Here is a 25,666-nt window from a genome sequence, read left to right as displayed (position 1 = left end):
GGCAATTATATCGTTGTGACTGTCTTTCTAAATAGAACGATGAAGAACGACAGTGGGTTACTGCCATAAATTCTCTAATTGTAAGGATAGGAAATGCTATTTTAGATGAATACATGCAATTCCTCCCTTTTTATTTTTCACAAATAAATTTTTGGAAGGAGAATAGTAGATGAGTATGACGAGTCCGTTAAAAGATGGTCTGGCGATGAACTTTCAGGAAGTGGAGAGGGGGTTAACCCCACGTGAAGCTTTGGAAGAATCGAATCGATGTTTATACTGCTATGATGCCCCATGTATTCAAGCCTGTCCGACAGGGATAGATATTCCAAGTTTTATTAAGAAAATAGCATCAGGGAATTTTAAAGGATCGGCCAAGACGATCATGACAGCCAATCCAGTCGGTGCCAGTTGTGCGCGAGTATGCCCGACAGAAGAATTATGTGAGGGGGCATGTGTCCTAAACCATTCTACAAAGCCAATCATGATTGGCAATCTCCAGCGTTATTCCACAGATTGGGCCATCCAAAATAAACAAGCTCTATTCAAGGCCGGGAAGAAGAATGGCAAAAAGGTTGCCATTGTCGGAAGCGGACCTGCGGGCTTATCTGCAGCAAGGGAATTAGCCTTGCTTGGCTACAGTGTAACCATTTTCGAAGCTGAAAAAAATCCAGGTGGATTAAATACGTACGGTATCGTATCTTTCCGTTTGCCACAGAGCATTTCTTATTGGGAAGTTGAACAAGTAAAGAGTTTAGATGTTGAAATTAAAACGAATACGAGGGTTGGTGTTGATGTTTCTGCTACCCAGCTAACCACCGACTATGATGCCGTTATTTTGGCGATTGGTATGTCTGATGTTCCAAAACTTGGAATTGAAGGAGAAGACCTGGCTGAAGTATATGATGCAATCGACTTCGTCAAGGCAACGAAAACAGAGGCTATCACTGATAAATTCGTTGGGAAGAAGATGGCGGTCATTGGAGCTGGGAATACAGCGATTGATGCAGCAACCTGTTCTGTACGTCTTGGTGCCGAACAAGTTGGAATTATCTATCGTCGTACCCAGAAGGAAATGACAGCTTACGATTTTGAATATGAGTTTGCTAAACAGGAAGGTGTCGGGTTTCACTGGCTGACGAACCCTTCTAGGATTATTTCAGATAGCAATGGTCAGGTAACGGGTATCGAGTGTGTAAAAATGGTGCTTAGTGAGGCAGGAGAAGATGGTCGCCGTCGTCCTGTACCGATTTCTGGATCAGAATTTGTTATACCTGTCGATGGCGTTATCCGTGCTATCGGCCAATCTAGATATGTAGGACTGATTGAACAGTTTGGCATTGAGCATGATGGAGGCGTCGTAACATTAGAAGGAGACTCATATAAAACGTCGAATGAAAAAGTATTTGCCTGTGGTGACGTTATTTTTGGAAAAGGCCAAGGTGAGGCAATGGTTGTTTCCGCTGCCCAGCAAGGGAAGAAGACAGCCTATGAAATTGACCGGATTTTAATGAGCGAAGCGGTAGATATTGCTTAATAAAAATGAAAATTAGGAGGCTTAACATGGCTGATTTATCAATTGATCTTGCGGGTATTAAATCTCCCAATCCTTTTTGGCTGGCGTCGGCACCACCTACTAATTCGGGGTATCAAGTGCAGCGGGCATTTGAGGCTGGCTGGGGAGGAGCCGTTTGGAAGACGTTGGGAGATCCTATTCTGAATGTCTCATCACGTTTTGCAGCTGTGGGTTTTAATGGCCAGCGAGTAGCTGGTTTCAACAATATTGAATTGATTACGGATCGACCACTTGAGGTGAACTTAAAAGAAATATATGAAACGAAAAAACGTTTCCCTGACCATGCAATCATTGCATCAGTAATGGTCGAACCGCATCAAGATAAGTGGCATGAAATTATCAAACGCATAGAAGACGTGGGGGTTGATGGTTATGAATTGAACTTTGGCTGCCCGCACGGTATGGCTGAGCGGGGTATGGGCGCTGCTTCTGGACAGGTTCCTGAGCTTGTGGAAAAGCAAACATATTGGGCAAAGGAAGCGGCATCGAAACCTGTCATTGTCAAACTTACTCCGAATATAACTGACATCACGGTTACTGCGGAAGCCGCTATACGCGGTGGAGCGGATGCAATTAGTATGATTAATACGATTAACAGCCTGGCAGGAGTGGATATCCATTCATGGAATACGATTCCCCATGTAGGCGGTAAGGGTGCCCATGGCGGGTATTGTGGTCCTGCTGTGAAGCCGATTGCTTTAAATATGGTTGCAGAATGTGCAAGGAATCCACTGATTAATGTTCCGATATCGGGAATCGGTGGAATATCTAATTGGCAGGATACGGTTGAATTTTTATTGATGGGTTCAACGGGGGTGCAAATTTGTACTGCTGCCATGCATCACGGTTTTCGAATTGTCGAGGACATGATTGATGGTCTGTCTAATTACCTCGATGAAAAAGGGATATCCTCTGTGATGGATATTGTTGGTAAGTCTGTACCCCGTTATTCCGATTGGGGAAATTTAGATCTTAATTATAAGGTAGTGGCGCGCATTAATAATGATGTGTGCATTAACTGCAATAAATGTCATATTGCCTGTGAAGATACTTCACATCAATGTATAGATATGTTAAAAGACCCGTCAGGCAGCCCATTCTTACGAGTCCGTGAAGAAGATTGTGTCGGATGTAATCTTTGTTCGATTGTATGCCCGGTTGATGGGGCAATCGACATGATTGAACTGACAAGTGATTTGCCTCCAATGACTTGGAATGAACGTCAGGCATTCCTTGGGAACATCGGTAATGAAAGTGTTGATTTCGTAAAATAATGGAGGAGATTATATATGAAGAAGATCATGAAGAAAATTATTAAAAATGGAACAATTGCAACGGCTGCAGATACGTATCAAGCGGATATTTTAATTGAAAATGAAATCATTACAATGATTGGTAAAGACCTTTCAGCAGAGGGAGCGGAAATCATTGATGCAAAAGGCGCGTATATTTTTCCAGGAGGTATTGACCCACATACCCATCTTGATATGCCGTTCGGTGGGACTACAACAAAGGATGATTATGAAACAGGTACGATAGCTGCTGCATATGGAGGTACGACTACGGTCATCGACTTTTGTTTGACCGAAAAAGGGGCGCCATTAAAGAAATCTATAGAAACGTGGCACGAAAAGGCAAGTGAAAAAGCAGCAATAGATTATAGTTTTCATTTAATGATTAGTGAAATTAATGATAAGGTTCTGGCTGAGTTGCCAAGTATCATCGAGAATGAAGGGATTTCTTCGTTTAAAGTGTTTATGGCTTACAAGAATGTTTTTCAAGCCGATGATGCGACACTTTACCGTACACTGCTTCAAGCGAAAGAACTTGGCGCACTTGTCATGGTCCATGCTGAAAATGGCGATGTGATTGATTATTTAACAAAACAGGCGCTTGCTGAAGGTCATACTGATCCGATTTATCATGCGTTAACAAGGCCTCCGGAACTTGAAGGAGAAGCAACGGGACGAGCAGCCAAGTTGACGGAGATGGCAAACAGTCAGCTTTATGTCGTTCATGTCACATGTGAAGATGCGGTTGAAAAAATTACAGAGGCAAGAAATAAAGGGGTTGATATTTGGGGTGAGACTTGCCCGCAATACTTGGTCCTTGACCAAACCTACCTTGAAAAGCCCAATTTCGAAGGATCTAAATATGTATGGTCTCCTCCATTAAGGGAAAAGAGAAATCAGGAAGTACTATGGAACGCTTTAAAAACAGGCCAGTTGCAAACGATAGGCTCCGACCAATGCTCTTTTGATTTTAAAGGTCAAAAAGATCTTGGGCGTGAAGACTTTACGAAAATCCCCAATGGTGGTCCTACAATTGAAGACCGAATGAGTATTCTGTTTTCGGAAGGAGTCAAGAAAGAGCGTATCACCTTGAATCAATTCGTGGACATCACTTCAACCCGGGCAGCCAAACTTTTTGGATTGTTCCCTAAAAAAGGAACGATTGCTGTAGGATCAGATGCGGATATTGTCATCTTTGATCCAAAGGTGGAGCGGACTATTTCTGCAGATACTCATCATATGGCTGTCGATTATAATGCGTTTGAGGGAATGAAAATAACAGGTGAACCGGTTTCTGTTTTATCACGCGGTCAATTTGTCATTAGAGAAAAGCAATTTGTAGGTGAGGCTGGAAAAGGGCAATTCTTGAAACGGGCTAAATATAACACGTCGCTGGAGTCGGATTCAGAGCAAAAGCTTCCTGTCTAAAACGTCTGTAAGGAAAAACAAGCAAATTAATATTGGGGGATTTTATATGAGTGAGAAGAAAGATTATTTAAAGTCTCCCGATTTGCTGCCTATACCTCATAGTGAGAAGAACATAAGTGCAGCCGGTTTTGGATTTATTTGGGTAGGAATGGCTGTAGTATTGGCCGCCTTTGCAATTGGCGGTAACGGTGTACAAAGCTTAGCGCTTGGTTGGGTCGTGCTGGCAACGGTCATTGCTTGTGTAGTTCTTGGCTTTTTGATGACAATGACAGGAGATATCGGGGTTGAGCATGGCATCTCTTTCCCAGTCTATATGAGGGCGCCATTCGGTACGATCGGTACCCATATTCCATCGGTTGTTAGGGGGTTTGTTGCCTCATGCTGGTTCGGTCTTAACACCTACTTCGGTGCAACTGCAATGAATGCAATCTTTGCAACCCTTTTTAACTTTGATAATTGGTTTATCTGCTTCCTCATTTTTGCCGTTTTACAATTAGTTAACACGGCAATGGGAATCAAGTCGATTGAACGATTTGCTGACTTAGCAGCACCAGTCATCATCTTGATTTCAGGCTGGATGTATTTTACTCTTTCCGATCAAGCTGTGGCCCAAGGAAGAGATGTATGGACCTGGATTGAAAGTCCGGTAACTGGAGGTGCAGCGGCAACGGCTTTCATGGTCGTCATAATGGCTAATATGGGATTTTGGGGTACGTTGGCGGCGGATATGCCGACACTTTCTCGTTATATCAAGGCACCTAAAAATGAAAAAAATTGGTTCAGGCGCAATAAGGGGCAGGTTATTGGGAATATTATTACCTATCCCATTACTCAGACGTTCATGGTTATTATCGGAGGGGTTTCTTACATGGCTGTTTCCAATTATGATCCCGTCGTTGCTATACAAGGATCGGCAAGTGGAATTGCTCTTGGAGTCCTTTTAATCATGATAGTTTTTGCTCAATGGTCGACGAATACTACTGCCAATGTAATCCCGGCAGCTACCATTTTCTCAAATATCATGGGTCCTAAAATGCCTTTTTGGGCGGGAGTTGTTGTCGCCGGGTTTATTGGAATCGTAGTTCAGCCATGGAGCTTGTTCGGCATAATAATAGAAGTTTTGTTAATTGTAGGTGGAGTTTTAGCATCTATTGTTGGCATCTTGGTGGCTGATTATTATTTCCTTCGTAAACGACGTGTTAATGTACCAGAACTATATGAAAGTGAAGGTCAATATAAATACTTGAATGGTGTGAATTGGGCGGGAATCATTTCTTGGGCGATTGGTGGAATAGGTGCCACAGTTTTTTCAAACTATTCGTTTATTGTGGGATTCGTGCTTGGTAGCGCAAGTTATTATGTATTGGCAAAATTTTGGTGGTTTAAGAAATATGAACAAGCCGAAATTATTGACCCAAGTGATGAGAAATATTTAGGTATATCAATAGGGAGGGATTGGAAAATCGAAAAGGAATTAGAAATTGAAAAAGAATTGGTTATTACGACTGCTACTGGCGGGGAGAATGTGTAAAAAAGGGGGAGTAGAAATGTCCGAATATCAAGAGTATCGCTTAGAAAGGGAACAAATTGATTTTTTACTTGAAAGAGGATATCGAATCACCCGAGTCTCGGAAAATTTAAGTGGGGCTTTTCTCGATTTCGAACTGATAGAAGGTACGAAGCAGGAATGGAAGCAGTTGAATATCAAAACCCCGGAAGGAAGAAAATACTTCTCAACATTGCTTTTCAGGAAGTTGCATTAAAATTCACGTATAAACTTGAAATTCTGGCCTATTCGTTAAATGAATAGGCCACTTTTGTGTAGCTGTCTTGAATCAAAGTTCGAGAATGCTTTTAAACCTAAGAAATCAATATTCTTGGCTTTCTGATAGAAATGATAAGATAGATAGCCAATAGATATAGATAATCAATGTAGAATTTGAGTTCATAGCATCATTTTGAACATAAGTGATGAATTTTTTGTTGAATTTTGACGTTAGATTTTCTGACAAGTGTCTGGAGATTTATAGACTGTCCGTTTATAATAGATTTTATAGCAGTTTTATAGAAGGATGGTGGATGGATGAATGAATACTTCGATTACAATCGAGGAAATTCTAACGCGCAGGCATTTTAATCAGACGGATATAATCGCCGGCAGCAGTGGAATAAAGCGTCAAGTGAAATGGGTCCACTGCATGGAAGTCACCCAAATCAGCCACTTGTTAAATGGAAATGAACTGATTCTGACCACCGGTTTGGGGTGGAAAGATTGTGATAGCACATTTCTTTCCTATTTAAATCAGCTAATTCAATGTAATGCAGCAGGACTGTGTATAGAGATAGGTACCCGCACCATGGCAATTCCCCAATGTGCGATAGATCTTGCAGATGAACACCAATTCCCTATCATCCTATTTCATCAAGAAGTTCCATTCGTAGAAATTACTCAGGATATTCATTCCCTAATCATTAATAAACAATATCAAATGATCTCCAACTTAGAGAACTACTCCCAGCAGCTAAATAAAAATCTCCTCGAAATTGACCATTATGAATCAATTCTAAAATTTCTCCATAACTATTTAAATGTACAGGTTATTCTTATCTTTAATGAAAACGATATAGCCAGTATTCCAAAAATAAAGAAAAAAATAACCTATCAAATGTTAGTGGAAGTAAATGAAGAAAAGAGAACTTTGAACAAAACCGTTCTTAGACAACCGATTCAAGTGCTCGGTGAGAATTATGCGGAACTGCTCATTTGCAGTAGCGATAGAGAGTTGACGGATTTTGATTCACTGATCTTGGATCGGACAGCCACCGCTTTGGCTCAGCATCTATTACGGGAATTATATATAGAAGAAAAGAAAATGTCAGAAGAAAGCAAATGGCTAACAAACTGGATTGAAGGGGAGTATAGCGACGAAGCAATCCGTGAGCGGCTTTCCTATATTGATCCGAAAATGCAGCTAGATGGCGGGATTGTTTGCATTTGCAAACAACATCCACGGTATAATAAAAGTTCAACAAAATTAGATGGAACCTATTTTAAGATAATGTTTAGGACAGTTTTTGAACAATATGGTTTTCAGATTTTCTCTATGGAAATTCATCAGCACCTTGTCTTCATCCTAGGCGATAATCGTTCATCCGAAGATTGGAAAGGAAGGGTGACAAGTGCCTTGGATCGTATTATGAAAATGGATGTCAGCGGACGTAATCGTATGAGCCTGCTTACTATTGGGTTTGGAAAACACGTTCAAAAGTTAAGTGAGATTTATAAAAGTTATGAAACGGCTCGTGAGACTTTATTGCTTCAGGATACCTTACCAGAGGAGAACAGAAGCTTTTTTTATCAGGACTTACATATGTATCGTATGATTTCTCTAATCAATAAGCATGGTAATTTGGAAGAAACCGTTCATGAATATTTAGGTCCTGTTATCGAATATGACAAACAAAATAACGGTGAATTGATGCCTACCTTGAAGACCTATCTCGCTTGTAATGGATCGAAACAGGAAACTTCAAAACAACTATTTATTGTCCGGCAAACACTGTACCATCGGCTAGAAAAATTAGAAAAACTATTAGGGTCAAATTTTATGCGCTCAGATCAACGCCTTGGCATCGAATTCATGATTTTTGCCTTGGATTACTTACAGAACAGTAGTAGGAAGACTAGTGGGGAATATATGGATAAATATGTGGGTAAATAGAAAAAAACCAAGGGTGTTCAAAGGACATCCTTTTTATAATGCACTGAAAGGGAGTTGGAGTGGCAAGTTAATATATTTGTGATTTCTCGGAAATGTACTGACATCAACAAGTTGGCCTTTACAGCTTCTTGATGTCAGTATCTTTTTTTTAATATTCATCTTTTTTGGAAAGGCAGTGGTCACATTCCATGAGGTAAGATTCAGCTTGTTCAGTGATTTGATCACCACACTTGGGACATTGTTTAGGTGGCAGGGTTCTAAAGAATTCCAACGGATTTTTAGTTTGCATGATAGTTTCCCCCTTTTAATTGTTTAGTAGTCTTCGCGTTTAGAAAGGCAGTGGTCACATTCCATGAGGTAAGATTCAGCTTGTTCAGTGATTTGATCACCGCACTCGGGACATTGTTTAGGTGGCAGGGTTCTAAAGAACTCCAACGGATTTTTAGTTTGCATGATAGTTTCCTCCTTTAAATGGTTTAGTAGTCTTCGCGTTTAGAAAGGCAGTGGTCACATTCCATTAAGTAAGATTCAGCTTGTTCAGTGATTTGATCACCGCACTCGGGACATTGTTTAGGTGGCAGGGTTCTAAAGAACTCCAACGGATTTTTAGTTTGCATGATAGTTTCCTCCTTTAAATGGTTTAGTAGTCTTCGCGTTTAGAAAGGCAGTGGTCACATTCCATTAAGTAAGATTCAGCTTGTTCAGTGATTTGATCACCGCACTCGGGACATTGTTTAGGTGGCAGGGTTCTAAAGAACTCTAACGGATTTTTAGTTTGCATGTGGTTCCCTCCTTTTAATTTGGTTAAACTAGTCTTCACGTTTGGTAAGACAGCGGTCACATTCCATTAAGTAGGACTCAGCATGTTCGACAATATGATCACCGCACTCAGGGCAATGTTTAGCAGGGATATTGTTGAAAAATTCAATGGTTTTTTTCGTTTGCATGATTATTTCCTCCTTTTAATGTTTTTATATTTTTTCTTAAAATGATTTATTCTTCACGTTTAGAAAGGCAGCGATCGCATTCCATCAGATAGGAATCTGATTGTTCAACAAGTGTTTCACCACATTCCGGGCAATGTTTAAATGAATGGTTTATTAATAAACTTGATTGATTTGTTTGCATGTCTCGCCCCTCCTCTATATAGTACAGTTTTTGTTGTTTGCTTGTTGTTATAATACAGTATATACCCGAAATTGGAAAATGTATAGGTATTTTACAGAAAATTTAAAAAATATTTCAGATTGAGCACAAAAACCCTATAGGAATAGGGTTTTTGTTAATATTTTTTTTGGTCAATTATTAAAAAAAATGAAAATCTGAAGAAATATATAGGTTGAGAAGTGAGGAAAATTAAGAGCGAACGAAAGGTTATGCAATATTCAATGAAATAAAATAGTGTTTTATGTAACAGATTGAAGTACAGATAAATTACACGAAAAACAAATTGATGGCTAACCTGTTTCTATTTCTATATGTCTTTTAGCTGCTCTAAAATGTCGGTAAGTTCATAAGACAGCAGTTAATATATGAAAGTTCCTGTGCAGGACTAATGAATATAACTTTTTCTCCTTTAAGCACCGATAAGCAAAAAACAGAGTGAATACTAGAAATATGAAACGATGGCTTGCATTCTCAACTTGTTAAAGTACGGCGGAAAATATCATCGTAAAGAAGGAAAGTATCTGACTTGTCAGTAGTGTTGCGTTCTTTTTTTCGTGATCAGATACTTTTGATTCAAAAAAATGAATATTAAGCTCCTGAAAAGGGGGTGTGCGGTTTTAGTGCTTTAGTAAAGAGGTAACTTGGTAGTAGAAGTACATTAATGGGAGGTCGCATATGTCAAAAGTGATGATTATCATAAATCCATCTTCAGGGAAGGAAAAGGCAGGACAGATATTGCCGAACGCAGAAAGGGTACTAAGGTGTATCTATGATCAAGTGATTGTTCGTAAAACCGAAGTCGAAGGTGATGCTATGGAGTTTGCTAAGGAATCCTGTGCAGAAAAATTTGATGCTGTCATTTCGATGGGGGGAGATGGAACAGTAAATGAGACAGTGAATGGGTTGGCCGAACAGAAGCATCGGCCTGTTTTCGGCATCATTCCACTAGGAACGGTAAATGACTTCGCTAGGTCCCTTGGCATACCGTTGGATCCTGATAAATCCATAGAGATGTTAAAAGAAGCACAGATTAAGGATGCTGACATCGGGAAGATCAATGATCGTTATTTCATGAATGTGCTGGCGGTCGGTGCAATTGCTGAGGCTACCTCTAATGTGACCGTTGAGCAAAAAACTCGTCTGGGCTCACTTGCTTATTTTATAGAAGGAGCAAAAACATTAGTCAAAAAGACTCCGTTTCCTTTAACTGTTGAACATGATCAGGGAAGGTGGTTGGGAGAGGCTTATTTATTAATTGCCACGATGACTAATTCAGTCGGAGGTTTCGAACAACTTGCACCCGAGGCGGAAGTAAATGATGGAAAGTTGCACACATTTATTATTAAAGATTTATCCCTTCCTCTTATTATCAAGATTATTCCGAGTTTAATAAAGGGCGAGGTAAAGGGACACGAAGAAGTAGAATATATTCAAACTTCTAAGCTGCATTTATCTACATCAGAGGAACTTGCAATCAATATTGATGGCGATGTAGGGTGTCTTTTACCTATTCAGGCAAATGTGTTGCACAAACACCTTCGTCTTTTTGTTCCGCGAACAATATGAATGTATAGGTATAGAAGTCGAGTACACTAATCGGAAAAAGCTGATAGGGTAAATGTCGCAAATCACCTCAATATTCAACTTTATCTATCCCGCAACGTGAGGGTCACTTGCTTTTATAAAAAGGTATCATTATTCCGGGTGCTTCTAGGAAATAATAGTTATTGAATGAATGAAGGGGTATATATATGGTACGCTTATAGTTATGAAAATAGATGAGAGAGGATGTTTGATGTTTGTATGGAGTTTTTTCTTGTTATATTAGCCCTTCTAATTTTAATTGGAATGTCTAATGTAATTAACCATTTTATACCCTTTATACCTGTACCGTTAATTCAAATAACGCTGGGTGTTGTGCTGGCGCTTTTACCTTTTGGTATCCACGTAGAGATGGAGACAGAGCTGTTTTTGCTGTTATTTATCGCACCTCTTTTATTCAACGATGGGAAGAATGTGCCCCGTACAGCCCTATGGAGGCTGAGAGCGCCTATTCTCATGCTTGCATTAGGCCTAGTATTCATAACGGTTTGGGCAGGAGGGTATCTAATCAACTGGATGATTCCTTCGATTCCACTGCCGGCTGCATTTGCTTTAGCTGCCATTTTGTCACCTACCGATGTAGTGGCAGTCAGCGCTTTGGCGAGCCGCGTTAAGCTGCCGAAGAGCATAATGCACCTTCTTGAAGGAGAAGGGCTCATGAATGATGCCTCAGGTCTAGTTGCCTTTAAATTTGCCGTTGCAGCTACAGTCACTGGTGTTTTCTCCTTAGTGGACGCAACGTTCAGTTTCATATGGATTGCGACTGGTGGTTTTGTAGGTGGAGCAATTATTGCCTTCATCATTATCAGGCTCCGTGTATTTCTTCGCCGTTTAGGAATGGAAGATGTTACGATGCACATGTTAATCCAAATCCTGACTCCTTTTATTATTTTCCTCGCTGTGGAACATTTCCACCTTTCTGGGATTTTAGCGGTCGTGGCTGGGGGTATTGTCCATGCCATTGAACGGGATCGGGAATTATCACCGACGGTAGAACTGCAGGTTGTTTCAAAGAGTACATGGTCTGTCATTTTGTATGTACTAAATGGACTTGTGTTTGTATTACTTGGCCTGCAAATTCCAAGCGTGGCGAAAATTATATTTGAAGATCCAGCTTTCAATAATGGACAAGTGATTATTTATATTGTGATTATTACACTGTTCCTCTTTGCTTTACGATTCATTTGGCTTATTGCAGCTTGGTCGATTGGCTGGATCACAAAAAAAGCTGGAGCCCAAAAACCAGACTTGAAAGCGGCCGGAATCATTACCATTTCCGGAGTACGAGGAGCGGTAACATTAGCTGGATCATTTTCGATTCCATACGTATTGGCAGATGGAAGTCCTTTCCCAGAGCGCTCGTTAATCATCTTTATTGCAGCAGGAGTTATACTATTGACCTTGATTGTTGCGAGTGTATTTCTACCTATTGTAGCAAGATCAGAAGAAGTGGAAATCGTAGATAAGCAGGCTGATAAAACAAAATCGGCTACCATTCACACACATCAAGCGGCGATTCGAGTTGTAGAATCCCAAATGACAGATGAAAACCGAGAAGCGGCTTTATCGATCATTTCAAGATATCATACGAAAATCAACGCACTGTCCTATGTAGAACAAGAGAAAGAGCCTGCTGCACTAAGAGAGGAAGAAAGGGTTCTTCGCTTTAAAGCTCTTGAGGCAGAGCAAAGATTCCTAGATAAACTTATTAAAGATGAGAAAGTGGACCGAGAAACGGCATTTATATGCAAGGAATATATTCAACGTATGGAAGGCGCGGTCACAAATCGGATGAAATTCCGTTTTTTCAGGACAGTAACACTTTTTAGAAGAAGTATGTTGCGAGTTTTTAAATTATTTTTCCCTAATAAAAATGAAATAAGAAGAATCAATTTAAAGAGATTGGAAAAAGTAAGAGACCTTAAAATCAGGATGTATAAAGCTGCCATCCAAGAGATCCAAGCCGGGATTACTTCCGAAAACCATGAGACGTCTTCCATGATTATTGAAGAGTATAAAGTGCTTATTTTAAGATGCAAACGAGAAAATAGAGGCCGTGTTCCCAGTAAAATGGTCGAATATGAAAGAGAGCTATTCTATAAAGCGATTCAGGCAGAGCGTGACGAAGTACAGGATATGTTTGAAAAACGACAAATTTCCCGTGATGTCGCCAATATACTCCGCCAGCAAATCAATTTACGTGAAGCACTAACAATCAATGAAAACACTCACTGAATATATGAAGAAGCGCTGCCGATATCTTCGGCAGCGCTTCTTCCAGTTAGTGGAGGGATTTTCGGAGGAAGTATCGAATTATTAAGGTATTCAATATTGAAGGAGTGTGATCAGTTGGAACAGGATCAGAAAATCGAGACCATCACTTTAACGCCTTATCTGCTGGAACATCATCAGGAGCTGTCACAGTTTTATTTACCGGAAACACAAACCTCCTTTTCAGCTCTACCGGAACAGTCACTACAATACTGCCGGGAAGATGTGGACAGGCATCCTTTCGTTATATTGGCTGATGGTATCCCTGTTGGTTTTTTCGTTTTACACATTGGAGAAAACATTAGCCCTTTCACCAACAATAAGAAAGCAATTTTACTCCGTGGATTTCTCGTTGATCAAAAGCACCAAGGCAAAAAGATTGCGAAGAAAGCCTTGCGAGTCCTTCCAGAATTCGCAAAGGAGATTTTTCCAAACAAAGATTCGATTATTCTTGCAGTGGACGCTATGAACGTGATAGCGAAAACTCTTTATGAGAAATCCGGATTTCAAGATACAGGAATTCAAAAAGAAGGAAGAAGCGGGTGGATGGAGATAATGGAATATAGATTATGAGATTGCATTTGATGGGTTGGTTTGTGAAGTGTATTGCTTTCCTTCTGATTGGAAAAAAAGAAAAAGGAACCACACGTAAATATAGATTCATTCGATTACGAATTATTAAATAGGTAACAACTGATATATGCATAGGGCAATTAGACTTTTCGAAACAGGGAAGGTCTTTTTCTTTGTCCAATTTGTTACAAGTTTCATTAGGAAACTTGATGATTTAGAGGGTCGCTTTTAATAATACGGCTGCCTTATGGTACACTTTACTTAATGAAAATTTCGTTAATCGAGGTGTAGTCCTAATGAAAACAGTCGTAGTCGTAGGTGGAGGCATTACAGGTTTATCAACCATGTATTATTTACAAAAAGCAGCTAAAGCGGACAGTCTCTCCGTACGATTAATATTAATAGAAGGTAATGAGGAATTAGGCGGTAAAATCAGGACCGTGCATGACGGGCCATTTAAAATAGAAGCGGGTGCCGATTCGATTGTCGCCAGGAAACAAAATATAAAACCATTTCTTAAAGAATTGAACCTAGAGGATCAAGTGGTCTATAATGCTACAGGAAAATCATTTATCCATACGGATGGCGTGCTAAAGAAAATCCCGGAAGATGCCTTATTTGGAATTCCAATGAGCTTAGAGTCTTTGGCGGAGAGTGAACTTGTATCTGCACAAGGGAAGGTCGACGCCTTAAAGGATTTCTATACAAAAAATGAGACGTTTACGAAGAATGACTCAATCGGCTTATTTCTTGAAAGTTTCTTAGGTAAGGAATTGGTGCAAAAACAAATTTCACCTGTCCTATCGGGAGTTTATTCAGGGAAATTGAATGAATTGACCATTGCTAAAACACTGCCAGAGATGCTGGATTATAAAAATGAATATGGCAGCATCATACGCGGTCTATCTGAAAATAAGCAGAAATACCAGAGCAAGGGAAATAAGAAGTTCCTTTCATTTAAAAATGGCTTATCTGTATTGATTGACCGTATTGAGGAAAGTCTAGATGTGGTGGAAATTTTAAAAGGGACCCAGGCGGAAAAAATAATAAAGAATGATGAAGGGTATATAATTTCATTGGCAAATGGTGAAATGCTGGAAACGGATTTCGTCGTATTGAGTACGCCGCACACTATTGCCCAGAAACTATTGGGTGATCAGGAGCTGGATAAAGACTTCGCGGGCTTAATCAATAGCTCGATGATTAGCATTTATCTTGGGTTTGATATACCAGATATCATGCTTCCTAATGATGGGACAGGTTTCATTGCTGGTGATAATAGTGATTTAATTTGTAACGCCTGTACGTGGACGAGCAGGAAATGGGGGCATACCTCTGAAAACGGTCAGCTTTTAGTAAGGCTCTTTTATAAAAGCTCAAGTCCAGACTATGATCGATTACAGTCCCTAACGAAACAGGAATTAATACAGGTGGCTTTAGGTGATATTAAAAATAGCTTGGATATTTCCGGGACTCCTATAACTAGTGAAGTAACAAAATGGCATGAAGATATGCCGAACTACCATATAAAGCATCCTCACATTGTTCAATCGTTGGAGGCGAAAATCGCCGAGAATTATCCGAATGTTTTACTTGCTGGCTGTTCATACAATGGTGTCGGAATACCGGACTGTATTGCAGATGGGGAAAAGAAAGCACAAGAGATTTATGCGAAGTTGTAAAGGGGGACTGCCAGGGGGGCAGTCCTTTTTTTTGTATCTGCTATCCTGGAAATTTCGTTTGAAGTTTCCTGCATTTCCTGTATAATAATATTCGTTAAATTAAACTTTAAGTTTACTAATACAAAACTTTATGCACTTCGAGTTTACTATTTGTAAACCGATTGAGGGTAAAATTATGCAAATTGGAAAGAAAATAAAAAACCTTCGTTTGAAAAAGGGATTGACCCAAGAAGAGTTGGGAGAAAGAACTGATTTAAGCAAAGGGTATATTTCACAATTAGAAAGAGATTTGAGTTCGCCTTCAATTGAAACTTTCTTCAATATTTTAGAAGTACTAGGCTGTACTCCAAAGCAATTCTTCGATGAAGAGGAACAGGTCCAGAAAGTAGTTTATGAGGAAGAGGCACAAACATTTTTTATTGATGAGGAACGAGGCTATCAAATTCAGTGGCTTGTACCTGAATCGAATGAGAAGGAAATGGAACCAATTCGCCTGACTCTTCAGGAAAAGGGGGAATTCAAAAAATTTGAACCATCCTTATCGGAAACATTCGGTTATGTATTAAGTGGAAGAGTTATTGTAAAGCTAGGTACACATACTTATCTAGTAAAAGCCGGGGAATCGATTTATTTTCATGCATCTGATGAACACCAAATCATCAATGATTTTGATGGTCCATCTGAGTTATTGCTTGTGGTGACGGAATCATATTTATAGAAACCAAAACATATGCTGCCGTTTGTTTAGGGTAAAAATAGATTATTAAGGTAATGGAAAGAGGGAAGTAGCTATGACAAACGAGAAGATTATACGCTTCGAACACGTTACAAAGCAATTTGATGATGATACCGTTGTTCTCGATAATGTTAGTTTTGAAGTTGAGAGGGGCAAGTTCTACACACTCTTAGGTCCTTCAGGCTGTGGTAAGACCACTATCCTTCGCTTGATTGCTGGATTTACGGAAGCTTCCAAGGGCGATATTTATTTTGAAGGAAAAAAAATCAATAATGTTCCAGCCAATAAACGACAAGTTAATACGGTTTTTCAAGATTATGCACTTTTTCCGCATTTAAATGTATTTGAAAATGTGGCATTCGGGCTCCGAATCAAAAAAATGAAAAATGCGGATGTAGAAATAAAGGTAAAGGAAGCTCTGAGCTTCGTAAATTTGGAGGGCTATGAAAAACGTGAAATCAGGGAAATGTCCGGTGGTCAGCGCCAACGGGTAGCGATTGCCAGAGCGATTGTTAATGAACCAGAAGTTATCCTTCTTGATGAACCGTTATCTGCCCTTGATTTGAAATTGCGTACAGAAATGCAATATGAATTACGTGAACTACAACAAAGGCTTGGAATCACCTTTATCTTCGTCACTCATGACCAAGAGGAAGCACTCGCGATGTCGGATGAAATCTTTGTCCTCAACAAAGGGAAAATTCAACAAAGTGGGACGCCTACGGATATTTATGATGAGCCGCTGAATCGGTTTGTTGCTGATTTCATTGGTGAGTCTAACATCGTAAAAGGAAAAATGATTGAAGATTATCTAGTGGAATTTGTCGGCAGGCAATTTGAATGCGTCGACCAAGGTTTGAATCGTAATGAAGCAGTGGATATTGTCATCCGTCCAGAAGATTTAGAGATTACTTCTGTTGATCGCGGGAAACTGCAGGTTCGAGTGGATTCTCAGCTATTTCGTGGTGTGCATTACGAAATCAGCTGCTATGACCATGATGGTAATGAATGGCTTGTCCAATCTACTAAAAAGGCGACAGTTGGAGATGAAATTGGACTGTATTTCGATCCTGAAGCAATTCATGTCATGAGGTTAGGTGAAACAGAGGAAGAATTCGATAAGCGTCTAGAAGCGTATCATGATGGGGAAAGTCATGCAGAATAAAATGTCCCGTAATATTTACTTCATTCCTTATGTCCTATGGATTGCTCTATTTGTTATTGCGCCTATTCTGCTCATCCTTTATTATTCTTTTTTTGATATCGAAGGAAATCTATCATTGATTAACTATCAAAAATTCTTTACACCCGTTTATTTAAAAATGACTTTGAGCTCATTTTGGTATGCTTTTTTAATTACAGGGATATCGCTGTTAGTGGCCTATCCGACTGCTTACTTGTTGACAAAAACCAAACATAAGCAGTTGTGGCTGTTACTGATCATCGTACCTTCTTGGATTAATTTACTCTTAAAAGCTTATGCCTTTATCGGTATTTTTGGCACATATGGTGTGGCGAATGGTTTTCTAGAAGCCATAGGAATTGGGAAGCAGCAAATTCTCTTTACAGATTTCAGTTTCATATTCGTTTCGGTTTATATATTTATCCCGTTCATGATCTTACCGATATTCAATGCACTGGACGAAATGAATCCAACACTTTTAGATGCGGCAAATGACTTAGGAGCGTCCCGATGGATGACATTCCGCCGCGTGATTTTCCCGTTAACAATCGACGGTGTTAAGACGGGGTGCCAGGTCGTCTTCATCCCAGCACTTTCATTGTTCATGCTGACAAGGTTGATTGCCGGTAATCGTGTCATTACCCTTGGTACGGCAATCGAGCAGCATTTTCTCGTGACACAGGATTGGGGAATGGGTTCCACAATTGCTGTCTTTTTGATTATTATAATGTTCCTGATTATGTTTGTAACGGGTAACCGAAAGCAGGGTGTGTAAAATGAGTAATAAATTATCACCATTATCAAAAGCGTTTCTCGTTTTGATTTTTCTCGTACTCTATGCACCGATTTTCTTTTTAGTATTTTACTCGTTTAACAGCGGTGGTACGATGTATGACTTCAAAGGGTTTACCTTTGGATGGTACAGGGAGCTGTTCCAAGATACAAGGTTGTTGATCATTGTATTAAATACACTTGTGATTGCTTTATTATCTGCACTAATCGCTACGATCATTGGCGTGATTGGAGCAATTGGAATCCGGTCCTTTACGAGCAGTAAAGCAAAAAATACGTTATTGTCTCTGAATAACGTATTGATCGTCAGCCCAGATGTGATTATTGGTGCCTCCTTCCTGATTCTTTTCACAATGGCCGGAATCAAGCTCGGGTTTTACTCCGTACTGTTGTCACACATCGCCTTCAGTATTCCAATTGTTGTTCTACTCGTGCTTCCAAAACTTCAGGAGATGAGTCCGACCTTAATCGATGCTGCCCGTGATTTAGGGGCAAGCCGGTGGGATGTATTGACGAAGGTTATCTTGCCTTACATTTTACCAGGTATCTTTGCTGGATTTTTTATGGCTTTGACTTATTCACTCGATGATTTTGCGGTTACATTTTTTGTGACTGGTAACGGATTCTCCACCCTTTCCGTGGAAATCTATTCATTGGCGCGCCGTGGAATTTCATTAAATATTAATGCGTTATCGACATTGCTGTTCGCAGTAACACTTCTGTTGGTTGTCGTTTATTATTTTATTACTCAACGAGTCAGGCAGACGGGAATGGGGGGGAGACGATGAAAAAGCTCGTCCAAATGTTCTTAGTCATTTCTGTCGTATCTGCCCTGCTTTTATATGCGATTTCAAGATTGAATACATCGCAGGGTTTTACGAGCAGCAATACGCTTACCATCTATAATTGGGGCGATTACATCGATTCAGATTTAATCGACCGTTTTGAAGAAGAAACAGGCATCAAGGTCATTTATGAGACGTTCGATTCTAATGAAGCAATGATGACCAAAATCGAACAGGGCGGTACGACTTATGATATCGCTATCCCGTCCGAATATATGATTGATAAAATGCGTGAAGAAGATTTACTTGTTCCCTTGGATCATTCCAAGCTTCCTAATTTGAAAAATATCGACGAGCGATTTATCAACCTGCCGTTCGATCCAGAAAATAAATTTTCCGTTCCTTACTTCTGGGGAACTGTTGGTATAGTTTATAATTCTAAGATGCTTGGTGGTAAAGAGATTACAGCCTGGGCAGATTTATGGGATAAGGATTTGAAAAATGAAATCCTCTTAACAGATGGTGCACGAGAAGTAATTGGTATGGGGCTGAACTCTTTGAATTATTCCCTGAATGATACGAATGAAGAACATCTTCAAGAGGCAAAAGCCAAGCTCGATACACTCACTCCGAACATTAAAGCAATTGTTGGGGATGAAAGCCGCATGCTATTGGAAGCACAGGAGGCGGCGATTGGTCTGGTTTGGTCGGGAGTGGCTTCTGAAATTATGGCTGAAAATGAAGATCTCGAATATGTGGTGCCTGAAGAGGGGTCTAATTTATGGTTTGATAATATGGTAATACCGAAAACGACCAAAAATGTGGACGCAGCTCATCAGTTTATCAACTTCATGCTGGATCCAGAAGTAGCGGCACAAAACGCTGAATATGTTAGCTACTCAACTCCTAATAAAGAAGCGTTGAAATATATGCCGGAAGAAGTAGTGAAGGATGAACGTTTTTATCCATCACCAGAATTAACAGAGAAACTGGAAGTGTACGAAAACCTTGGGAAGAAAAACTTAGCCCATTACAATGAACTCTTTTTGGAATTCAAAATGCATCGTAAATAATACAAGAAAGAGCATGGTGTAAGAGGAATCCTCTACTTACGCCATGCTTTTTCTTTTCTAAGTTTGTGACTAGTTCTAATGTGGATTTCGTGCCAAACATATAAAAGTACATCATCATCTCCTGTTAGCTATACTCCCAAATTCAGTATTATGATATAACTTATCATCTTTGGAATAATGAATCTTTATTGAATTGGTCAGACGGTAGACAATCAGTCTTTAGTAAAAGTACTCTAAAATATCAGTTGAGAGATAAGTATGTTAGTATAATGACTGGATAAAGTGTATACAGCAGTGGGAGTAAAATCTTAAGGATTTATTAATATTTCCAAGCTATTATAATAGAAAAATTAAGGAGAGTATTCATGAAACTATTAAGAAGCACGAAGGCATATGTTTGGGCAGGAAGCATCTTAGTCATTGCTGGTATCATGGTATTTGCGATGATTTCGTCTACAGATAAGACAATGGCGAGCGTAGATGGAGAGAAAATCAATAAGGATGAGCTTTATGACGCGCTTGTTGAGGGGTATGGAGCAGATACATTAAACCTATTAATTACAAATAAATTGGTTGCATTGGAAGCGGAAAAAAAGGGAATTAAAATTAAGGATGAAGAAATCCAGAAAGAGATCGATACTCTGGTAGAATCCTATGGTGATGAAAAAGCGTTCAAAGAACAATTGGAAGCAAGCGGTTCTTCCATGGATGCCTTGAAAAAAGACATTGTGGTTTATCTTCAAACGAAAAAATTGATTGAACCGAGAATTACCGTGACAGATGATGAAATCAGCACGTATTTTGAAGATAATAAAGATACCTTTGCTCAAGCAGAACAAGTGGAAGCTAGTCATATTTTAGTTGATGACGAAAAAACGGCTAAGAAAGTTGCGAAAGAAATTGCAGAAGGTGGCGATTTTGCTAAATTGGCAGCTGAATATTCTACTGATACAGAAACGGCAGAAAAGGGTGGAAGCTTAGGATACTTTGGTAAAGGTGATATGGTGAAGGAATTTGAAGACGTTGCCTTTGATCTTGATATAGATAAAGTCAGTGATCCAGTTAAATCAGATTATGGGTACCATATCATAAAAGTAACCGGTAAGAAGGAAGCGAAAAAAGCTAATTTAGAAGACAGTAAAAAAGAAATTAAAGAAACGCTTCTTTCTGAAAGATTACAAGAGGAATATTCTGTTTGGTTAGCTGAAGTAAAAGAAGATCATGAGATAACGAATAAATTAGAAGGTACTGAATAAGGGGTGAAAAAGATGATTCCAAATCGAATAACATCCACTTTGGACCATCTTTTTTATAACACTATCCATTGTATTTAGTAATCTTTTTGAAAATATGATTATTGAAGAGGATAGGACCATATTTAGAAAAAAGGAGCAGAGACGTATTGTCCTCTTCTCCTTTTTTATTTGTTAGAAGTTAGATGAAATGGACTTTTCATTGGAGAGTTCTGATTTTGTAACTAGTTCATCACTTTCTTTTTCTCCTTTTTTATTGTCATCTTTTAATGACTGAGCTGGGGTTTCTTTCAATTGTTTTCCCGCCACTACAACTTTGGAGCTGATGCCTTTTAGTTCACTTGTTGCTTCTTTGGCTGAATCAAGGGCATCAGTGGAGATATCCTTTACTTCGGTTACCTTGCCTACCACGTCTTCATTAACGTTTTCATATAAAGTTTCAACGTCATTGATTGCCTCTTTAATCGTGTTGGTTGCTCCTTTAACGCTAGATACCATCTGTTCCTTCACTTCGCCTGGATTTTCCTTAACTTGTTCAATCATATTCACGGAGTTGTCTTTTAAAAGGATTGCCGATCTTTTTACTTTATTCCTTGTATTGGAGTCAAGTAAGGTTAAAGCACCACCTACAAGTCCGCCAATAAGAATACCTTTTAACAGTTTGCTATTCGTTTCAGTTTCAATAGTTGGTTGTGTCATCTATATTTCCTCCTCTAAGAATAGTAGATTGATTGCTTATTAGGGTTTTCCCTTATTTACCATAACTTAAACTTGTATAATAAAAACAAGGAATAAAAGGGAGTACCTCTAAAATTAAAAGAAGGCATCCGTATGGATGCCTTCTTTTAATTTTGCATATGGAACTAACGAAACAAAAAACTTATGTATTCCTTTTTGGGAAAAGGATTCACAATTGGGGAATCCTTGTTTTATATTTCGCGATTAGTTTTTGATTGTGTTCATCTGCCCCTTCGATATTCCCACTTAGGAAAACGGGAGGGGTCACCCCTGATTTAATAATGGTCTCAATGACTTGGGTGAAAATCATATTTAGAAGGACAGCTCCAATTACAGTCGATCCAGATCCAAATGATATATTGTTTGATTTCAGTAATGTATCACCTTTGGAAATATGATTGTCTATGATTAAATCAACGACATCGTGGAGAAAAAGTTTCTGTTTATGCCGTGAAGAACAACTGTTAGCATACTCAGGTGAAGTCAATCCAATAACAAAGGCGCCTTTTTCTTTTGCGATTGTAGCAACATCGATGGGAACGGGATTGACACCAGAGGATGAAATGACGATACAGACATCACCAGGACGGATATCCTCATCATTCATGAATTTCTCTGATAGGCCATTTTGTCTTTCAAGTTGCGATGACCTTGATGCTCCCTTAAAAAGCATCAAATCTTCAACGAAAATAGGACGAATGGCTGCTAACCCGCCTGAGCGGTAGAATACCTCTTCTGTCAATATATGAGAGTGTCCGCTTCCAAACAAATGGATGATTCCATCTGACATTACTGCTTTTGAGATGTGTTTCACAGATTCCTTAATCGAAAGCTTTTCCTGTTCTACCACAGTTGAGAGTAAATCCTGCACTGCTTCAAAATATGAGTTCATATGTGACACCCTCCGATTACCTTTAGCATTAAAAGATTATAGTGATGAATTTGTCCTTACTTGCATATCCGGTAAAAATATTCAAATTATCTAGTAATGTTGATTGTAAACTTATACCTGTCTGCACGATAAGCTGATTTAACATATTCTAGGGGGGTTCCATCTTGTAAAAACGTATTCCTTTGAATGAATAAAATGGGCGAATGTTTAGGAATCGCTAAATGGGTAATTTCTGTATCTGAAGCAATCGCTGATTCTAATGTTTGTGTAGCATAGTCGATTTTAAGTTTAGCGTAATTTTCTATATATTGGTAAAGGGACAGGTTGATAATTTCTTCAGTTAATCCCTTAATTAAATTCGCAGACATATACATCGTTTCGAGTGCCATTGGAACGTCATCGGCCAATCGTATCCGCTTTATTTCATAAACAGGAGCATAAGTGGAAATGTGCAGTTCATTAGCAATTTTTTTATTTGCCGGAATGATTTCGAAGCTCAGCAGTTTACTGCTTGGGTTTAGCCCTCGGGCTTTCATATCCTCTGTAAAGCTAGTCAGTCCATTAAGCTGCTGCTCCAGCTTCTTATCGGCTACAAAGGTTCCTCTGCCTTTCTGACGATATAGGTATCCATCATTAACTAGGTTATTAATGGCTTGACGGACAGTCATTCGGCTAATTTCGAATTGTTCTGCATATTCACGTTCAGATGGAAGGGCATTGTGCGCTTGGAACTCACCACTTTCTATTTGTCTTTTTATTTGTTCTTCGATTTGAAAATAAATTGGAAGAGGTGAGTTTTTATCAATCATTGATTTTCGCTCCTTTAGGGTATTAACACTCCAGATAACGCTTTTTGGTCTGCGATAATTGTAACATTATTATGTTTTTTAAGGATAGATGCAGGAAATTCCTCTGTTATTTCCCCGTGTATTAATTTCTTCAAGGTTTCGGCTTTCTCTTCTCCTGATATTAGCAGCAGAATTTCTTTACTTTTCATTATTGTGGCAATACCCATCGTAATTGCATGTGTGGGTACTTCGTCGATGGAGTCGAAATAGCGTGCGTTCGCTTGTCGAGTTGATTCCTCAAGTGCGACTACATGTGTACCAGACGAGAAAGAAGTTCCTGGTTCATTAAAACCAATATGACCATTTTGTCCAATTCCAAGTATTTGAAGATCAATCCCACCCAATGTTTCAATCATTTTGTCAAAACGAGTACATTCCTTGTCAAGATTATCGGCTGTACCATTTGGAAGATAAGTTTGTTCTTTATTTATATTAATATGAGCAAATAATGACTGGTCCATATAATAATGATAACTGTTTGGATCATTTGAATCTAAGCCGATATACTCATCAAGATTAAATGATGTTACGTTTTCATAAGAAGTATTATTTTGCATGTGATCTTCAATTAGCGTATCGTACGTCCCTTTTGGTGTCCCGCCTGTTGCAAGACCGAGCTTGATTTTCGAATTCTCTTTAACTTTTCGAATGACTATATTTGCAGCTGACTGACTCATTTCTTTGTAATCCTGCACTTTAATAATATTCATTATACATTCTCCTTTTTAAATGCTAATTTACCTCTGCAGAACGTCATTTCAACATCCAATTTTTCATTTAATATTACAAGATCAGCATCTTTTCCAACCTGTATACTACCTTTTCGATCAAAAATCCGAAGCTGTTTGGCAGGATTTTCTGCCGTCATTTTAATAATGTCAGTCATGGAACAGCCTGTATATTGCAAGGTGTTCTTAATGGCATCGTTCATTTTCAATATACTGCCTGCGAGTGTTCCATTTGATAGGGTTGCTGTCGTTTCGTTAACATACACGGGCTGGCCGCCTAAATCATAGGTACCCTTTTCAAGCCATTTGGCACGAAGCGAGTCCGTTATCAAGATCATCCGGTCACTGGTAATTTGGCTATAAGCTAACTTCACCATTTCCGGTCGGCAGTGAATGCCATCAGCAATAAGTTCAACAAACAGCTCGTCTCTAAGATAAGCAGCACCCAATACACCAGGCTCGCGGTGATGAAGACCCCGCATCCCATTATAAAGATGCGTGACGTGAGTAGTCCCTGCAGAAATCGCTTCACCTATTTGGTCATACGTTGCATCTGAATGTCCAATGGAAGCGACGACGCCTGTTTCCTTTAAGTGAGCTGCAAGATCTAATCCATTTTGTTGTTCAGGTGCAAGCGTTACAAGCTTGATCTGATTTTGGGCAATTTCCTGCCATCTTTTAAATAGAGGGACATCAGGATCAACGATGTACTCTTCAGGCTGTGCTCCCTTACGTGCTGGTGAAATGAAAGGACCTTCTAAATGAATCCCAACTATTTCAGCGTGATCCTGTGTTTGATTTCCGATATAATTACCCGCATTAAGAAGTGCTGATTCAATGGCATCTGTCGATTGAGTCATTGTAGTGGCCAGAAAGCTGGTGGTTCCTTCTTTTGGAAGTGTTTCTGCCATTGTAGATAAAGCTTCATATGTGGCGTCCATTGCATCAGCATTAGATGCCCCGTGAATATGAATATCGATGGCACCTGGAATTACCTGGTAATCCGGTGAAAGTGTAATTACTTTAGCATCATCGTCATGTTTGTATTGGTTGACTGGACCTACTTCGGCAATTTTTCCGTCGACGACTTTAATGTACCCATTTTTGTATGTTTCCTTTTCGCTATAAACTATTAGATTATTAATAATGAATGTTTTCATACATAATCTCCTTTATGAAAGTAAAACTTAATGAATGAGTCATAAATTGGTCTCATATATTTTGCCCTCATTTTATCGCTTTTATTATAAGTTGTCTAGACCAGTTAAGGAGTAGCGGGAATAAAAATGATATTTTCGCTTTATTTTCGAAGGATATAGTATATTTTT

27 protein-coding genes are annotated in these 25,666 nt (G+C 39.2%); 16 read left to right on the top strand and 11 right to left on the bottom strand.

Annotated features, from left to right (window positions below; genetic code table 11):
- Nucleotides 1-175: 175 nt before the first annotated feature.
- From JFU50_RS08815 to JFU50_RS08790, 6 genes are all read left to right on the top strand, one after another.
- A complete protein-coding gene (locus JFU50_RS08815) occupies nucleotides 176-1,534 on the top strand; it encodes an NAD(P)-dependent oxidoreductase (protein ID WP_201188420.1) in 1,359 nt (452 codons plus the stop codon).
- A 26-nt stretch (nucleotides 1,535-1,560) separates the two neighbouring features.
- A complete protein-coding gene (gene preA, locus JFU50_RS08810; protein WP_056525941.1) occupies nucleotides 1,561-2,847 on the top strand; it encodes an NAD-dependent dihydropyrimidine dehydrogenase subunit PreA in 1,287 nt (428 codons plus the stop codon).
- Between the two features lie 27 nt (nucleotides 2,848-2,874).
- Nucleotides 2,875-4,293 (top strand): dihydropyrimidinase, encoded by a 1,419-nt coding sequence (hydA, locus tag JFU50_RS08805; RefSeq protein WP_056525995.1) that lies wholly within the window; start codon nucleotides 2,875-2,877, stop codon nucleotides 4,291-4,293.
- Between the two features lie 46 nt (nucleotides 4,294-4,339).
- Nucleotides 4,340-5,824 carry an NCS1 family transporter gene (locus JFU50_RS08800; protein WP_201188255.1) on the top strand — a complete coding sequence of 495 codons (1,485 nt, stop codon included), beginning with the start codon at nucleotides 4,340-4,342 and terminating at the stop codon, nucleotides 5,822-5,824.
- 16 nt (nucleotides 5,825-5,840) lie between these two features.
- Nucleotides 5,841-6,056, top strand: coding sequence for a hypothetical protein (locus JFU50_RS08795; RefSeq protein WP_053348238.1), 216 nt, complete (start codon nucleotides 5,841-5,843; stop codon nucleotides 6,054-6,056).
- 324 nt (nucleotides 6,057-6,380) lie between these two features.
- A complete protein-coding gene (locus JFU50_RS08790) occupies nucleotides 6,381-8,015 on the top strand; it encodes a PucR family transcriptional regulator (protein ID WP_201222428.1) in 1,635 nt (544 codons plus the stop codon).
- 148 nt (nucleotides 8,016-8,163) lie between these two features.
- Here JFU50_RS08790 and yhfH (JFU50_RS08785) read toward each other — a convergent pair whose 3' ends face one another.
- The 6 genes from yhfH (JFU50_RS08785) to yhfH (JFU50_RS08760) are packed head-to-tail and all read right to left on the bottom strand — an operon-like array spanning nucleotide 8,164 to nucleotide 9,143.
- Entirely contained in the window at nucleotides 8,164-8,304 is a 141-nt protein-coding gene (yhfH, locus tag JFU50_RS08785) for a protein YhfH (RefSeq protein WP_201222427.1), read from the bottom strand.
- Nucleotides 8,305-8,327: 23 nt separating this feature from the next.
- Nucleotides 8,328-8,468 carry a protein YhfH gene (gene yhfH, locus JFU50_RS08780; protein WP_082527583.1) on the bottom strand — a complete coding sequence of 47 codons (141 nt, stop codon included), beginning with the start codon at nucleotides 8,466-8,468 and terminating at the stop codon, nucleotides 8,328-8,330.
- Nucleotides 8,469-8,491: 23 nt separating this feature from the next.
- On the bottom strand, nucleotides 8,492-8,632 hold the full coding sequence (gene yhfH / locus JFU50_RS08775; RefSeq protein WP_082527583.1) for a protein YhfH: 141 nt from the start codon (nucleotides 8,630-8,632) through the stop codon (nucleotides 8,492-8,494).
- Nucleotides 8,633-8,655: 23 nt separating this feature from the next.
- Entirely contained in the window at nucleotides 8,656-8,796 is a 141-nt protein-coding gene (yhfH, locus tag JFU50_RS08770) for a protein YhfH (RefSeq protein ID WP_082527583.1), read from the bottom strand.
- 28 nt (nucleotides 8,797-8,824) lie between these two features.
- Nucleotides 8,825-8,962: a protein YhfH gene (yhfH, locus tag JFU50_RS08765; protein ID WP_098176682.1), complete on the bottom strand. Its 138-nt coding sequence runs from the start codon at nucleotides 8,960-8,962 to the stop codon at nucleotides 8,825-8,827.
- Nucleotides 8,963-9,008: 46 nt separating this feature from the next.
- Nucleotides 9,009-9,143: a protein YhfH gene (yhfH, locus tag JFU50_RS08760; protein WP_082527581.1), complete on the bottom strand. Its 135-nt coding sequence runs from the start codon at nucleotides 9,141-9,143 to the stop codon at nucleotides 9,009-9,011.
- Nucleotides 9,144-9,857: 714 nt separating this feature from the next.
- Here yhfH (JFU50_RS08760) and JFU50_RS08755 point away from each other — a divergent pair.
- The 10 genes from JFU50_RS08755 to JFU50_RS08710 all read left to right on the top strand — a co-directional run bounded on the left by JFU50_RS08755 (nucleotide 9,858) and on the right by JFU50_RS08710 (nucleotide 21,135).
- Entirely contained in the window at nucleotides 9,858-10,748 is an 891-nt protein-coding gene (locus JFU50_RS08755; protein WP_201222426.1) for a diacylglycerol/lipid kinase family protein, read from the top strand.
- A 237-nt stretch (nucleotides 10,749-10,985) separates the two neighbouring features.
- A complete protein-coding gene (locus JFU50_RS08750) occupies nucleotides 10,986-13,019 on the top strand; it encodes a Na+/H+ antiporter (RefSeq protein WP_201188260.1) in 2,034 nt (677 codons plus the stop codon).
- Nucleotides 13,020-13,133: 114 nt separating this feature from the next.
- Nucleotides 13,134-13,628: a GNAT family N-acetyltransferase gene (locus JFU50_RS08745; protein WP_201188262.1), complete on the top strand. Its 495-nt coding sequence runs from the start codon at nucleotides 13,134-13,136 to the stop codon at nucleotides 13,626-13,628.
- A 296-nt stretch (nucleotides 13,629-13,924) separates the two neighbouring features.
- On the top strand, nucleotides 13,925-15,310 hold the full coding sequence (locus JFU50_RS08740; RefSeq protein ID WP_201222425.1) for a protoporphyrinogen oxidase: 1,386 nt from the start codon (nucleotides 13,925-13,927) through the stop codon (nucleotides 15,308-15,310).
- A 175-nt stretch (nucleotides 15,311-15,485) separates the two neighbouring features.
- The gene (locus tag JFU50_RS08735; RefSeq protein ID WP_053348244.1) at nucleotides 15,486-16,028 is read left to right on the top strand and encodes a helix-turn-helix domain-containing protein; all 543 of its coding nucleotides are present in this window, start codon (nucleotides 15,486-15,488) and stop codon (nucleotides 16,026-16,028) included.
- Between the two features lie 73 nt (nucleotides 16,029-16,101).
- Nucleotides 16,102-17,211, top strand: coding sequence for an ABC transporter ATP-binding protein (locus tag JFU50_RS08730; RefSeq protein ID WP_053348245.1), 1,110 nt, complete (start codon nucleotides 16,102-16,104; stop codon nucleotides 17,209-17,211).
- Complete coding sequence (locus tag JFU50_RS08725) at nucleotides 17,201-18,004, top strand: ABC transporter permease (RefSeq protein ID WP_053348246.1); 804 nt, start codon at nucleotides 17,201-17,203, stop codon at nucleotides 18,002-18,004. Before JFU50_RS08730 ends, JFU50_RS08725 begins: the two co-directional genes overlap by 11 nt.
- A gap of 1 nt (nucleotide 18,005) precedes the next feature.
- Complete coding sequence (locus tag JFU50_RS08720) at nucleotides 18,006-18,809, top strand: ABC transporter permease (protein ID WP_201222423.1); 804 nt, start codon at nucleotides 18,006-18,008, stop codon at nucleotides 18,807-18,809.
- Nucleotides 18,806-19,879, top strand: a complete 1,074-nt coding sequence (locus JFU50_RS08715; protein WP_201222422.1) for an ABC transporter substrate-binding protein — start codon at nucleotides 18,806-18,808, stop codon at nucleotides 19,877-19,879. The genes JFU50_RS08720 and JFU50_RS08715 overlap by 4 nt, the downstream gene beginning before the upstream one ends.
- Nucleotides 19,880-20,244: 365 nt before the next feature.
- Nucleotides 20,245-21,135: a foldase protein PrsA gene (locus tag JFU50_RS08710; protein ID WP_201222420.1), complete on the top strand. Its 891-nt coding sequence runs from the start codon at nucleotides 20,245-20,247 to the stop codon at nucleotides 21,133-21,135.
- 171 nt (nucleotides 21,136-21,306) lie between these two features.
- On the opposite strand, the gene JFU50_RS08705 is transcribed toward JFU50_RS08710, so the two are convergent.
- From JFU50_RS08705 to nagA, 5 genes are all read right to left on the bottom strand, one after another.
- Complete coding sequence (locus JFU50_RS08705; RefSeq protein WP_201222418.1) at nucleotides 21,307-21,831, bottom strand: YtxH domain-containing protein; 525 nt, start codon at nucleotides 21,829-21,831, stop codon at nucleotides 21,307-21,309.
- A 208-nt stretch (nucleotides 21,832-22,039) separates the two neighbouring features.
- Nucleotides 22,040-22,762, bottom strand: coding sequence for an SIS domain-containing protein (locus tag JFU50_RS08700; RefSeq protein WP_201188276.1), 723 nt, complete (start codon nucleotides 22,760-22,762; stop codon nucleotides 22,040-22,042).
- A gap of 86 nt (nucleotides 22,763-22,848) precedes the next feature.
- Complete coding sequence (gene phnF / locus JFU50_RS08695; RefSeq protein WP_053348252.1) at nucleotides 22,849-23,571, bottom strand: phosphonate metabolism transcriptional regulator PhnF; 723 nt, start codon at nucleotides 23,569-23,571, stop codon at nucleotides 22,849-22,851.
- Nucleotides 23,572-23,585: 14 nt separating this feature from the next.
- Complete coding sequence (gene nagB / locus JFU50_RS08690) at nucleotides 23,586-24,320, bottom strand: glucosamine-6-phosphate deaminase (protein WP_201188279.1); 735 nt, start codon at nucleotides 24,318-24,320, stop codon at nucleotides 23,586-23,588.
- Nucleotides 24,320-25,498 (bottom strand): N-acetylglucosamine-6-phosphate deacetylase, encoded by a 1,179-nt coding sequence (gene nagA / locus JFU50_RS08685; RefSeq protein ID WP_201222417.1) that lies wholly within the window; start codon nucleotides 25,496-25,498, stop codon nucleotides 24,320-24,322. Before nagA ends, nagB begins: the two co-directional genes overlap by 1 nt.
- Between the last annotated feature and the right edge of the window lie 168 nt (nucleotides 25,499-25,666).

It is taken from the genome of Peribacillus sp. TH14 (assembly GCF_016651145.1).
Lineage (GTDB): Bacteria > Bacillota > Bacilli > Bacillales > DSM-1321 > Peribacillus > Peribacillus butanolivorans.
The sequence above is the reverse complement of the archived record's forward strand: the minus strand, read 5'-3'. Positions and strand labels throughout refer to the sequence as shown.

Coding starts and splice junctions, on each gene's coding strand:
- JFU50_RS08815 (WP_201188420.1), top strand. CDS start 176: ATGACGAGTCCGTTAAAAGATGGTCTGGCGATGAACTTTCAGGAAGTG.
- preA (WP_056525941.1), top strand. CDS start 1,561: ATGGCTGATTTATCAATTGATCTTGCGGGTATTAAATCTCCCAATCCT.
- hydA (WP_056525995.1), top strand. CDS start 2,875: ATGAAGAAAATTATTAAAAATGGAACAATTGCAACGGCTGCAGATACG.
- JFU50_RS08800 (WP_201188255.1), top strand. CDS start 4,340: ATGAGTGAGAAGAAAGATTATTTAAAGTCTCCCGATTTGCTGCCTATA.
- JFU50_RS08795 (WP_053348238.1), top strand. CDS start 5,841: ATGTCCGAATATCAAGAGTATCGCTTAGAAAGGGAACAAATTGATTTT.
- JFU50_RS08790 (WP_201222428.1), top strand. CDS start 6,381: ATGAATACTTCGATTACAATCGAGGAAATTCTAACGCGCAGGCATTTT.
- yhfH (WP_201222427.1), bottom strand. CDS start 8,304: ATGCAAACTAAAAATCCGTTGGAATTCTTTAGAACCCTGCCACCTAAA.
- yhfH (WP_082527583.1), bottom strand. CDS start 8,468: ATGCAAACTAAAAATCCGTTGGAGTTCTTTAGAACCCTGCCACCTAAA.
- yhfH (WP_082527583.1), bottom strand. CDS start 8,632: ATGCAAACTAAAAATCCGTTGGAGTTCTTTAGAACCCTGCCACCTAAA.
- yhfH (WP_082527583.1), bottom strand. CDS start 8,796: ATGCAAACTAAAAATCCGTTAGAGTTCTTTAGAACCCTGCCACCTAAA.
- yhfH (WP_098176682.1), bottom strand. CDS start 8,962: ATGCAAACGAAAAAAACCATTGAATTTTTCAACAATATCCCTGCTAAA.
- yhfH (WP_082527581.1), bottom strand. CDS start 9,143: ATGCAAACAAATCAATCAAGTTTATTAATAAACCATTCATTTAAACAT.
- JFU50_RS08755 (WP_201222426.1), top strand. CDS start 9,858: ATGTCAAAAGTGATGATTATCATAAATCCATCTTCAGGGAAGGAAAAG.
- JFU50_RS08750 (WP_201188260.1), top strand. CDS start 10,986: ATGGAGTTTTTTCTTGTTATATTAGCCCTTCTAATTTTAATTGGAATG.
- JFU50_RS08740 (WP_201222425.1), top strand. CDS start 13,925: ATGAAAACAGTCGTAGTCGTAGGTGGAGGCATTACAGGTTTATCAACC.
- JFU50_RS08735 (WP_053348244.1), top strand. CDS start 15,486: ATGCAAATTGGAAAGAAAATAAAAAACCTTCGTTTGAAAAAGGGATTG.
- JFU50_RS08730 (WP_053348245.1), top strand. CDS start 16,102: ATGACAAACGAGAAGATTATACGCTTCGAACACGTTACAAAGCAATTT.
- JFU50_RS08725 (WP_053348246.1), top strand. CDS start 17,201: ATGCAGAATAAAATGTCCCGTAATATTTACTTCATTCCTTATGTCCTA.
- JFU50_RS08720 (WP_201222423.1), top strand. CDS start 18,006: ATGAGTAATAAATTATCACCATTATCAAAAGCGTTTCTCGTTTTGATT.
- JFU50_RS08715 (WP_201222422.1), top strand. CDS start 18,806: ATGAAAAAGCTCGTCCAAATGTTCTTAGTCATTTCTGTCGTATCTGCC.
- JFU50_RS08710 (WP_201222420.1), top strand. CDS start 20,245: ATGAAACTATTAAGAAGCACGAAGGCATATGTTTGGGCAGGAAGCATC.
- JFU50_RS08705 (WP_201222418.1), bottom strand. CDS start 21,831: ATGACACAACCAACTATTGAAACTGAAACGAATAGCAAACTGTTAAAA.
- JFU50_RS08700 (WP_201188276.1), bottom strand. CDS start 22,762: ATGAACTCATATTTTGAAGCAGTGCAGGATTTACTCTCAACTGTGGTA.
- phnF (WP_053348252.1), bottom strand. CDS start 23,571: ATGATTGATAAAAACTCACCTCTTCCAATTTATTTTCAAATCGAAGAA.
- nagB (WP_201188279.1), bottom strand. CDS start 24,320: ATGAATATTATTAAAGTGCAGGATTACAAAGAAATGAGTCAGTCAGCT.
- nagA (WP_201222417.1), bottom strand. CDS start 25,498: ATGAAAACATTCATTATTAATAATCTAATAGTTTATAGCGAAAAGGAA.